1 pseudogene is annotated in these 243 nt (G+C 47.7%); it reads left to right on the top strand.

The features are described 5' to 3' along the window. Window positions 1-243, top strand: a pseudogene (locus NLF92_RS13650) (peptidase domain-containing ABC transporter); the annotation flags it as partial.

Raw genomic sequence — 243 nt, 5'->3', positions numbered from 1 at the left:
ATTTTATATTCGCCCAAACTCACTCTGGTTGTAGTGGCGATCATGCTTGCCTACCTCGCCGTTCGTCTTGGACTGCTGCCGTTTATTAAACGTCTTACAACTGAACGCATTGCGCTTGCAGCATTAGAACAGAGTCACTTTATGGAAAGCGTACGCGCTATCCTACCTATTCGCGTATACAGCCAAGAAGTACATCGCCACGGGCAGTGGCAAAACAAGCTTGTCGCTACGCTAAACAAAGAC

Source organism: Opacimonas viscosa, from assembly GCF_024199005.1.
GTDB classification, from domain to species: domain Bacteria; phylum Pseudomonadota; class Gammaproteobacteria; order Enterobacterales; family Alteromonadaceae; genus Opacimonas; species Opacimonas viscosa.
The sequence above is the reverse complement of the archived record's forward strand: the minus strand, read 5'-3'. Positions and strand labels throughout refer to the sequence as shown.